We start from the raw sequence: 10,487 nt of genomic DNA, 5'->3' as shown, positions 1-10,487 counted from the left end.
TGCGTTTCCGACTCTATCAGATCTTTTCTCGACCCGATTTCCTCGGTGCTTTCCAGGTTTCCGCTTCCGCGTTTCCCTTTCCGGCGGTTCCGACTTTATCAGAAGTTTCGGGCCGTTTGACCGGCCGTACATTCCGAGTGAATCGGGAGTGGCTTCGTCGGAATCGATGTTCCGAGAAGCAGGAAGACTACTTCACGGTTGCCGACCGGATGGATCCAGTTCCAGGCAACTGTTCGAATCTACCTCCCCACGCGAGCCATGTCAACAGCTCTTGTGGGGCGAAGGAGAGATTAACAGCTCCGGAAGGGTGTTTGCACATCAGGCGGCTGTCGGCACGGACGCGCTGCGCTCCGACTCCTCGACGTCGCCCGTCTCGCCGGCACGTGCGGCTCGTCCCCCCAGGACGTAGACGTACGTGAGGAAGGCCAGTTCAGCCAGGACTCCGATGCCTATCCGGGCCCAGGTGGGCAGGCCCGAAGGGGTGACGAAGCCTTCGATGGCGCCGGAGACGAAGAGGACCAGGGCGAGGCCGATCGCCATTCCCACCGCGGCGCGCCCCTCCTCGGCGAGGGCGGCGCGTCGGGTGCGCGGGCCCGGGTCGATGAGGGTCCAGCCGAGGCGCAGGCCGGTGCCGGCGGCGACGAAGACCGCGGTCAGTTCCAGCAGGCCGTGCGGCAGGACGAGACCGAGGAAGGTGTCCAGGCGGCCGGCGGAGGACATCAGGCCGAAGCCGATACCGAGGTTGAGCATGTTCTGGAACAAGATCCACAGGACCGGGAGGCCGAGGAAGACACCGAGGACCAGGCACATCGCGGCCGCCTGGGCGTTGTTCGTCCAGACCTGCGCCGCGAAGGCGGTCGCTGGATGGCTCGAGTAGTAGGTCTCGTACTGGCCACCGGGACGGGTGAGTTCGCGCAGCTCGTCGGGGGCCGCCAGGGAGGACTGCACCTCTGGGTGGCTGCCGATCCACCACCCCAGGAGGATCGCGACCGCGGTGGACACCAGCGCGGTGGGCACCCACCAATGGCGGGACCGGTAGACCGCGGCGGGGAAACCCTGGGTGAGGAAGCGGGTCACATCACGCCATGAGGCCCGCCTCGTGCCGGTGACCGCGCTGCGCGCGCGTGCCACGAGTTGGCTGAGCCGGCCCGTCAGCTGCGGATCCGGAGCGCTGGACTGGATCAGGGACAGATGGGTGGCGGTGCGCTGATAGAGGACGACGAGTTCGTCGGCCTCGGCGCCGGTCAGGCGGCGCTGGCGGCGCAGCAGGGCGTCCAGGCGGTCCCACTCGGCTCGGTGGGAGGAGACGAAGACGTCGAGGTCCATCGGTTTTGCCTGCTCCTGGGCTGTTCGTCGGCGGCTCGTCGTGGTGTCAGCTTGTCGTACTGCGGCGCGATGCGCCCTCAGCTTGGCAGACTGACGGTTCTCAGGGCAGGTCAGGGAAGGGACGGCGGACGTGAGTGAGCTGGTGACGGGCGAGGCGGTGGCGCTGGAGTTGCGCCCCGCGAGGCTGCCCAGCAGGGCGTTGGCCATATTGCTCGACCTGGCCGTCGCGGTGGGCGTGTATGTGGCCGTGACGGTGGCGCTGGTGGTGTCCACGGCCTCTCTGGACGAGGCGGCGCGGATCGCGGTGTCGATCGCGACGTTCCTGCTGGTGCTGGTGGGCGGGCCGATCGCGGTGGAGACGCTGAGCCACGGGCGTTCGCTCGGCAAGATGGCTGTCGGTCTGCGCGTGGTGCGGGACGACGGCGGGCCGATCCGGTTCCGGCACGCGTTGGTGCGGGGCGCGGTCGGGGTGGTCGAGATCCTGATGACCTTCGGCGTGGTGGCCGTCATCGCGTCGCTCGTCTCGGCACGGGGACGACGGCTCGGGGACGTGTTCGCGGGGACTCTCGTCGTACGGGAGCGGGTGCCCGCGTCACGGTCGAGCTTCGTGCCGCCGCCTCCGCCGTGGCTCGCCGGGCGTTTCTCCGCGCTCGATCTGTCCTCGGTCCCCGACGAGCTGTGGCTCGCGATCCGGCAGTACCTGACCCGGATGCAGCAGTTGGATCCGCAGGTCGGCTGGGCCATGGCGACACGGCTTGCCACGGACCTCGCGGATCGTACGGGAACTCCGGCGCCGCACGGTGTCCCCCCGGCCGCCTATCTGGCGGCGGTGGTGCAGGAACGGCAGGCCCGTGAGGTCCGGCGGGCCTACGGGGACAGGACGGCGGCGATGTCACCCGGCGCGGTCGGCGCCGCCGGGATGGCCGTGGGACACCCCGCGGCCAACGGTCCCACGGCCATGGGTCCCACGGTCGGCGGCCCCGCGCACGGCCATCCCGTGCCCGGACATCCCGGCGCCCTGTACGGCCCTGGGGTCAGCGGGGTGCCGGCGAGCGGTGTGCCCGCCAGGCCGCAGGACGCACCGGCGGGATCCCCGGCGGCGGCGCCGGCGGCCGACCATCCGTCGACCGGGTTCGCACCGCCTGCGTGATCCCTTCGGGCCGGGCCACTGCCTGTCCCCGCCCGGCCCGTCCTCGTACACGCGTCCGCGCCGGACTCGTCACCCGAACGTCGACGGTGGCGTCTCCAGGTCCTCCAGCTCGATCCCCGGGGCCGCGAGCACCACGTCACCGGCGATGTGCACGGCATACCGCTCGCCCGTGTCCAGGGCTGTGACCTGGTATTCGTCCACGGTCAGGGGGCCGTTGTCAGTGGCGTGTGTTTGTCTTTGGACCAAGGCCCAGGACTGGTCCACGGTGCGCGGGGCGAGGACCGGGTCGGTGAGGGCGACGAGGCGTACGCGGGTCGCGGAGGAGGAGGGGACGAGGCGCAGGAGCCGGGCGGTGGCGACGAGGAATGCGGGGGATGTGCCGGTGAAGGCGTGGGCGGGGACGTTGCCTTCGGTGGCATGGGCACCGGTGGGGTCCGTACGGACCCAGGTGACGCCTTCGAGGGCGGCGCCGCGGACCTGCCAGCCCCCTGCGTGGAGTTCGAGGCGGATGGGGCGGCCGAGCTCGTCGAGGGCGAGGTCGACCGAGCCGGTGTGGTCGCCCGAAGGGGCGGTCAGCTGGGAGACGTAGCGCCAGCCGGAGGGGCCGGGGGCGCAGTGGAAGTGTTCTTCCGCGAGGGGGGTGTGATCGTGCGGATCATGGAGCGAATAACGGCCGCGGGGCATGGGGGTCCTGGGTCTTGACGGGCTGGCCGGGGCGCCGTGATGAGCGGGCCGGGCCGTGAGGGCGCCAACGGGACAGGCCCCCGACACGGGGGTGCGGGGGCCTGTCTCGGAGGTGCTGCGGGCCGCCGCTGAGGAGCGTGTCAGTGCACGGACGCGCTCACGGCGGGCGGAGCCGCTGACTCAGTAGCGGTAGTGGTCGGACTTGTACGGTCCGTCGACCTCGACCCCGATGTAGGAGGCCTGCTCCGGGCGCAGCGTCGTCAGCTTGACGCCGAGCGCGTCCAGGTGGAGCCGGGCGACCTTCTCGTCGAGGTGCTTGGGCAGCGTGTAGACCCCGATCGGGTACTGCGACTGCTTGGCGAACAGCTCGATCTGGGCCAGCGTCTGGTCGGCGAAGGAGTTCGACATGACGAACGACGGGTGACCGGTGGCGTTGCCGAGGTTCAGCAGGCGCCCCTCCGACAGCACGATGATGACCTTGCCGTCGGGGAACTTCCAGGTGTGGACCTGCGGCTTGACCTCGTCCTTGACGATACCGGGGATCTTCGCCAGGCCGGCCATGTCGATCTCGTTGTCGAAGTGACCGATGTTGCCCACGATGGCCTGGTGCTTCATCTTGGCCATGTCCGAGGCCATGATGATGTCCTTGTTGCCCGTCGTGGTGACGAAGATGTCCGCCTTGTCGATGACCTCGTCGAGGGTCGTGACCTGGTAGCCGTCCATCGCCGCCTGCAGTGCGCAGATCGGGTCGATCTCCGTCACGATCACCCGGGCGCCCTGACCGCGAAGCGACTCCGCGCAGCCCTTGCCGACGTCGCCGTAACCGCACACCACCACGGTCTTGCCGCCGATGAGGACGTCCGTGGCGCGGTTGATCCCGTCGATCAGGGAGTGCCGGCAGCCGTACTTGTTGTCGAACTTCGACTTCGTCACGGCGTCGTTCACGTTGATCGCCGGGAACAGCAGGACGCCGTCGCGCTGCATCTCGTACAGGCGGTGCACGCCCGTCGTGGTCTCCTCGGTCACGCCACGGATCTCCGAGGCGAGCTGGGTCCACTTCTGGGAGCCGTCGGTGATCGTGCGGTTCAGCAGTTCGAGGACGACGCGGTGCTCGTCGGACTCCGCGGTGTCGGGCGAGGGGACCTTGCCGTCCTTCTCGTACTCGACGCCCTTGTGGACGAGGAGGGTGGCGTCACCGCCGTCGTCCAGGATCATGTTCGGGCCGCCGGTGGGGCTGTTCGGCCAGGTCAGCGCCTGCTCCGTGCACCACCAGTACTCGTCCAGGGTCTCGCCCTTCCAGGCGAAGACCGGGACGCCCTGCGGGTTGTCCGGCGTGCCGTTCGGGCCGACGGCGATGGCGGCGGCCGCGTGGTCCTGGGTGGAGAAGATGTTGCAGGACGCCCAGCGGACCTCGGCGCCGAGGGCGACCAAGGTCTCGATCAGGACGGCCGTCTGCACCGTCATATGCAGGGAGCCGGTGACACGGGCGCCGGCCAGGGGCTGCGTCTCCGCGTACTCCTTGCGGATCGACATCAGGCCGGGCATCTCGTGCTCGGCGAGGGTGATCTCCTTGCGGCCGAACTCGGCCAGGGAGAGGTCGGCGACCTTGAAGTCCTGTCGGTTGTCGACAGTCGTCATGGGGAGCTGCTCCTCGGGATTTGGAGGCGAGGTGGGTACGGCTGGTCTGCGCGGCGGCGGACACACGGGTGCCCGAAGGAGGACACGGGCATGCCCACGTGCGCGCAGCGCAGTCCGTCGGAGGCCCTCTCTCCCTCGGACGGTCCACTGCGGGACCGCCCGACCGCCATCAGCAGCGACGTCTGGCTCCACCCCAAGCTACACCGGCGGGCCCGGCCACCCCAGTCCGCCTCCGCACGCATCACGCCGATCACGGCGCGCGAATTCGAGCCGGGACGGCGACGGTGACGGGCGGGAGCGGCTGGAACCGCTCGCCGGCTGTGACGGCCGGACGGGGGTTTCGGGGGGTCAGTGGCCGGTGTCGTGCGGTGTCGGGCCGCCCGGGGTCGCTCCGCGGTCGGCGCCCTTGGCGGCCTCGGCCTCGCTGTAGATGTCCGGTTCGAGGTAGATCACACGGGCGATCGGGACGGCGTCGCGGATACGGGCCTCGGCGGCGTTGATGGCCCTGGCGACCTCGCCGGCCGTGTCGTCGTGCTGCACGGCGATCTTGGCGGCCACCAGCAGTTCCTCGGGGCCGAGGTGGAGCGTGCGCATGTGGATGATGCCGGTGACGGTGTCACCGTCGACCATCGCGGCCTCGATCTTCTTGACCTCGTCCGGGCCCGCGGCCTCGCCCAGGAGCAGGGACTTGGTCTCGGCGGCGAGAACGAGGGCGATCAGGACGAGCAGGACACCGATGCAGAGGGTGCCGATGCCGTCCCAGATCCCGTCGCCCGTGAGCAGGGCGATGCCGACGCCGCCGAGGGCGAGGACCAGACCGATCAGGGCGCCGAAGTCCTCCAGGAGGACGACCGGCAGCTCGGGTGCCTTGGCGCGGCGGACGAACTGGGTCCAGGACAGCATGCCGCGCAGCTCGTTGGACTCCTTGATGGCCGTGCGGAAGGAGAAGCCCTCGGCGATGATCGCGAAGACGAGGACGCCGACCGGCCAGTACCAGTGCTCCAGCTCGTGCGGGTGGTTGATCTTCTCGTAGCCCTCGTAGATGGCGAACATGCCACCGACCGAGAAGAGGACGATCGAGACGAGGAAGGCGTAGATGTAGCGCTCGCGGCCGTAGCCGAAGGGGTGTTGCGGGGTCGCCTCGCGCTGTGCCTTCTTGCCGCCGACCAGCAGCAGGAACTGGTTGCCGGAGTCGGCGAGCGAGTGCACGCCTTCGGCCAGCATCGAGGACGAGCCGCTGAACGCGAACGCCACGAACTTCGCTGCCGCGATCGCGAGGTTGGCGCCGAGTGCCGCCACGATCGCTTTGGTGCCGCCTGACGCGCTCATGTGTTCGCGTTGTCCCTTCGCCTACGTGCGTACGCCGTCCGGGCGCTGTCCGGGCACCGCCCCTCGGCGGCTTTGCCCGGCCTTTGCCGGTGGGTCATTGTTGCAGCCCGGTCGGACGGCGGCGCGGCAGGCCACCCGTGCGGTCCGCCTCAGACGACCACGGTGGCCCGGAAGACCGTTCCGGCACCGGACACTTCGGCCTTTTCACCCGCTGGGACGAACACGGACTGTCCGGCGTTCAGTTCGTGCTCGCCCGCGCGCACCGAACCGGCCGTGCAGAGCAGGATCTGCGGGGTCGCCCGGGTGAGGTCGCGGGCGGGGCCGCCCCGCGGGAGGACGTAGCGGGACAGCCGGAACTCGTCGATGGGGGTCTCGTAGACCTCCTCGCCGTCGGAGGACGCCTCCGGGCGCAGGACGCCCGCGTCGCCGGCCTCGAAGCGGACGACGCGCAGGAGTTCGGGGACGTCGACGTGCTTGGGGGTCAGGCCGCAGCGCAGGACGTTGTCGGAGTTGGCCATGATCTCGACGCCCAGACCGCTGAGGTAGGCGTGCGGGATGCCGGCGCCGAGGTAGAGGGCCTCGCCGGGCTGGAGTCGGACGTGGTTGAGGAGCATCGCGGCGATGACTCCGGGGTCGCCCGGGTAGTGGTGGGCGATGCCGGCGTAGGGGGCGTAGTCGCCGCCGAGGCGCTCGCAGGCGGCCGCGGTCTCGGCGACGGTGTGGGCCATCTCCTCGCGGTCGGCGGTGAGGATCGCGGTGAGTACCTCGCGCAGCGCCGCCTCCTCGGGGCGGGCGTGCAGGAGATCGACGTACGGCTTGAGGGAGTCGATGCCGAGGCCGTCGAGCAGGTCGGCGGTGCGCAGGGGGTCGCGGAAGCCGCACAGACCGTCGAACTCGGTGAGGGCGCAGATCAGTTCGGGCTTGTGGTTGGCGTCCTTGTAGTTGCGGTGCGGGGCGTCCACCGGGACGCCGGCCCGCTCCTCGTCCGCGTACCCCTCCCGCGCCTGTTCCAGGTTCGGGTGCACCTGGAGGGAGAGCGGGGCGCCGGCCGCGAGGATCTTGAGCAGGAAGGGGAGGCGGGGACCGAACCTGGCCACGGCCGCGGGGCCGAGTTCCCGCTCGGGGTCCGCGTCGACGACCTCGACGAGCGTGCCGCGTTCCGTGCGCGAGGGTGCGCCGGGGTGGGCGCCCATCCACATCTCCGCCTGCGGCTCGCCGGTCGGGTCGACGCCCAGCAGCCGCGGAATGGCGGTGAGGGAACCCCAGGCGTAGGGGCGGACGGTGTTGTCGAGGCGATCCATGCTGTGTCGTTGTCTCCGTGTCTACGCCGCTCGGCGAGCGCTGGTCGAAAGGTGAGGACCCAGGATCAGGCGCCCGAGGCGAGCGCCAGGTAAACGGCGGCGAAATCCGTGATGGCGATCAGCTCCGCGAGGGTCTCCAGTTCGCCGCCGACCCCCGGCTCCAGTTCGCTGATCGGTGTGTCGTGGGTGAGCGCCAGCTCGCGGGCCGAGGGCGCGGCGGTCAGGCCGCCGAGCGGGCGGTCGCGCAGCAGCACCACGCGCGCGTGGAAGGCGGGCGGCTCGTCCACGCGGTCGCGGAAGAAGTCGTCCGGGTCGGCGCTGGCGGCGAGCGGGCCCGCGAGCAGCGCGTTGTGCTCGGCGAGGGCCTCGGGCAGTTCGGCGACGAGGGCGGGGCGGCCGGCGAGTTCGGCGAGGGCGGCGGAGAAGCGGCGGCCCGCCGGTCCGGCGGAGGCGCCCTCGGTCCAGATCACCGGGAGCGAGTCGGCGAGTTCGGCGGCCAGGGTCTTGGCGGGGTTGCTGTACGTCGCGATGGCCGGGCCGCAGCGTTCGGCGATCTGGTCGAGGCGGTCGGCGACCTTCTCTACGGCGTCGGGCGGGGCGGCGAGCAGGCCGACGCGGTCCAGCAGGGCCAGCAGCGGTGTGAGCAGCGCCCAGAAGACACCGGGGGCGGAGGCGGCGAGGGGCTGGTCGTCCCCCTCGTCGTACGGGGCGGTCGCCATCGGCACGAAGAGGCCGTGGGCGCCTTGCACCGCTTCGGCGAGCGGGCTCGCGGCGGGGGCCACGGCGACGACGGAGCAGCCTCGGCGGTAGGCCTGTTCGGCGAGCAGCCCGAGGGACGGCTCGCTGCCGTCGGGGGTGGCGATCAGCAGCAGATCGACCGAGCCGGCCCAGCCGGGGAGCTCCCAGCGCAGGGCGCCGGCCGCGGGGGCGACGCCGGTGGGTGCCAGGCGGGTGACGGGGCTGGTGGCACCGGCCAGCGTGCCGAGCAGGTCGGCGGCGCAGGTGGCGGCGGCGCCGGGGCCGGCGATGAGCACGGCGCGGGGACGGCCGTCGGGCTTCAGGTCGCGGACGCCTGCCTCTGCGGCGTGCCGGGCGGCGGTGCGCACCCGGGCGCCGGCCTCGGCGGCACCGCGCAGCAGGGCGCGGCGGTCGGCCTCGGCGAGGGCGTCCGGTGTGTCGAGCAGCGATTCGTCGAGCATGGGCGGCAGTCTCCGATCGCCGGTCGTCGTTACGCGGGGCGGCGGGCCTCGTCGACGAGGAGGACGGGGATGCCGTCGCGGACGGGGTATGCCAGGCCGCAGTCCTGGCCGACGCAGACCAGCTCGGAGTCCTGCTCCTTGATGGGGGCGTGGCAGGCCGGGCAGGCGAGGATCTCCAGGAGGCCGGCTTCGAGCGGCATGGGGGGTCCCTTCGGCGGGTGCGGTGGTGTCGTACGGGCTTGTCGTACGACGGGGTGGTACGCGTGCGTGTGCGGATGTGCCTGGTCAGGGTACCGCCGGTGGAAGCGCGGTGTGGGGGTCGGGCGGGAGGGGGTGACCCGGTGGACGGCGGTGTGTCACCGCCGCCGGGTGCGCCTCCCCTCACCCCCGCCGCCGCCAGGGGTTTCGCCCTCGCCCGCGGGGCCCCCGCGCCCCGTCAGGCTCGGATGATCGCCAGGACCTCGTCGCGTGTCCTCGCCATCGTCGCCTCGTCCCGTGCCTCCGCGTTGAGGCGGAGCAGCGGTTCCGTGTTGGAGGGGCGGACGTTGAACCACCAGTCGGAGGCGGTGACGGTCAGGCCGTCCAGTTCGTCCAGGGTGACGTCGTCGCGGGAGCCGTACGCCGCCCTGATCGCGGCGAGGCGGCCGGCCTGGTCGGCGACGGTGGAGTTGATCTCGCCGGAGCCGGTGTAGCGGTCGTACTGCGCCACCAGGTCCGACAGGGGGCCGTCCTGGCCGCCGAGGGCCGCCAGGACGTGCAGGGCGGCCAGCATGCCCGTGTCGGCGTTCCAGAAGTCCTTGAAGTAGTAGTGGGCGGAGTGCTCGCCGCCGAAGATCGCGCCGGAGCTCGCCATCTCGGCCTTGATGAAGGAGTGGCCGACACGGGTGCGGACCGGGGTGCCGCCGTTCTCCTTGACCACCTCGGGGACGGTCCAGGACGTGATGAGGTTGTGGATGACCGTGCCCCGGCCGCCGTTCCTGGCCAGCTCGCGCGCGGCCACCAGGGCGGTGATCGCCGACGGCGAGACGGGGTCGCCGTGCTCGTCGACCACGAAACAGCGGTCCGCGTCGCCGTCGAAGGCGATGCCGAGGTCGGCGCCCTCCTCGGGGACCCGCTTCTGGAGGTCCACGATGTTCGCCGGGTCCAGCGGGTTCGCCTCGTGGTTGGGGAACGTGCCGTCCAGTTCGAAGTACATGGGGACGACGGTCAGGGGCAGGTCCGCGAAGACCGTGGGGACCGTGTGGCCCCCCATGCCGTTGCCCGCGTCGACGACGACCTTCAGGGGGCGGATCGAGGTCAGGTCGACGAGGGAGCGGAGGTACGCCGCGTACTCCTCCAACGTGTCGCGCTGGGTGATCGTTCCCGGTGTCGCGGCCGGGGCGGGGGCGCCCGACTCGGTCCAGCGCTCGGTCAGTTCGCGGATCTCGGACAGTCCGGTGTCCTGGCCGACGGGCGCCGCGCCCGCGCGGCACATCTTGATCCCGTTGTACTGGGCCGGGTTGTGGGATGCCGTGAACATCGCGCCGGGCAGGCCGAGCGCCCCCGACGCGTAGTAGAGCTGGTCGGTCGAGCAGAGGCCGATCTCGGTGACGTCCACGCCGCGTGCCGCCGCGCCGCGCGCGAAGGCCCGGGACAGGCCGGGCGACGAGGGCCGCATGTCGTGGCCGATCACGATGGCGTCCGCGCCGGTCACCTGGACGAAGGCCGCCCCGAACAGCTCGGCCAGCGACTCGTCCCACTGGTCCGGGACCACCCCGCGCACGTCGTACGCCTTCACGATCTGTGCCAGATCAGCAGCCACGGCCAACCCTCCTGAAAGTCCTGTAGGTCGCCCCAAACTACCTGCACCGACCGACAACG

At 71.3% G+C, this 10,487-nt stretch carries 9 protein-coding genes; 1 reads left to right on the top strand and 8 read right to left on the bottom strand.

All coding sequences use genetic code 11. The annotated features are described in order from the left end of the window. Window positions 1-318 precede the first annotated feature (318 nt). Window positions 319-1,326 carry a stage II sporulation protein M gene (locus ACWCQK_RS26090; RefSeq protein ID WP_451158798.1) on the bottom strand — a complete coding sequence of 336 codons (1,008 nt, stop codon included), beginning with the start codon at window positions 1,324-1,326 and terminating at the stop codon, window positions 319-321. 130 nt (window positions 1,327-1,456) lie between these two features. On the opposite strand from ACWCQK_RS26090, the gene ACWCQK_RS26085 reads away from it, so the two are divergent. After that, window positions 1,457-2,476, top strand: a complete 1,020-nt coding sequence (locus ACWCQK_RS26085) for an RDD family protein (RefSeq protein ID WP_451158796.1) — start codon at window positions 1,457-1,459, stop codon at window positions 2,474-2,476. Window positions 2,477-2,545: 69 nt separating this feature from the next. Here ACWCQK_RS26085 and ACWCQK_RS26080 read toward each other — a convergent pair whose 3' ends face one another. The 7 genes from ACWCQK_RS26080 to ACWCQK_RS26050 all read right to left on the bottom strand — a co-directional run bounded on the left by ACWCQK_RS26080 (window position 2,546) and on the right by ACWCQK_RS26050 (window position 10,428). Then, window positions 2,546-3,160: a hypothetical protein gene (locus ACWCQK_RS26080; RefSeq protein ID WP_451158794.1), complete on the bottom strand. Its 615-nt coding sequence runs from the start codon at window positions 3,158-3,160 to the stop codon at window positions 2,546-2,548. A gap of 180 nt (window positions 3,161-3,340) precedes the next feature. Continuing rightward, a complete protein-coding gene (ahcY, locus tag ACWCQK_RS26075) occupies window positions 3,341-4,798 on the bottom strand; it encodes an adenosylhomocysteinase (RefSeq protein ID WP_451158792.1) in 1,458 nt (485 codons plus the stop codon). A gap of 348 nt (window positions 4,799-5,146) precedes the next feature. Next, complete coding sequence (locus ACWCQK_RS26070; protein WP_451158790.1) at window positions 5,147-6,127, bottom strand: cation diffusion facilitator family transporter; 981 nt, start codon at window positions 6,125-6,127, stop codon at window positions 5,147-5,149. 149 nt (window positions 6,128-6,276) lie between these two features. Beyond that, window positions 6,277-7,428, bottom strand: a complete 1,152-nt coding sequence (gene manA, locus ACWCQK_RS26065) for a mannose-6-phosphate isomerase, class I (protein WP_451158788.1) — start codon at window positions 7,426-7,428, stop codon at window positions 6,277-6,279. Between the two features lie 65 nt (window positions 7,429-7,493). Then, window positions 7,494-8,627, bottom strand: a complete 1,134-nt coding sequence (locus ACWCQK_RS26060) for an SIS domain-containing protein (protein ID WP_451158786.1) — start codon at window positions 8,625-8,627, stop codon at window positions 7,494-7,496. Between the two features lie 29 nt (window positions 8,628-8,656). Then, a complete protein-coding gene (locus ACWCQK_RS26055; RefSeq protein WP_385788788.1) occupies window positions 8,657-8,827 on the bottom strand; it encodes a Trm112 family protein in 171 nt (56 codons plus the stop codon). 236 nt (window positions 8,828-9,063) lie between these two features. After that, window positions 9,064-10,428: a phosphomannomutase/phosphoglucomutase gene (locus ACWCQK_RS26050; RefSeq protein ID WP_451158783.1), complete on the bottom strand. Its 1,365-nt coding sequence runs from the start codon at window positions 10,426-10,428 to the stop codon at window positions 9,064-9,066. Window positions 10,429-10,487: the final 59 nt, after the last annotated feature.

It is taken from the genome of Streptomyces sp. NPDC002306 (genome assembly GCF_053593435.1).
The sequence above is the reverse complement of the archived record's forward strand: the minus strand, read 5'-3'. Positions and strand labels throughout refer to the sequence as shown.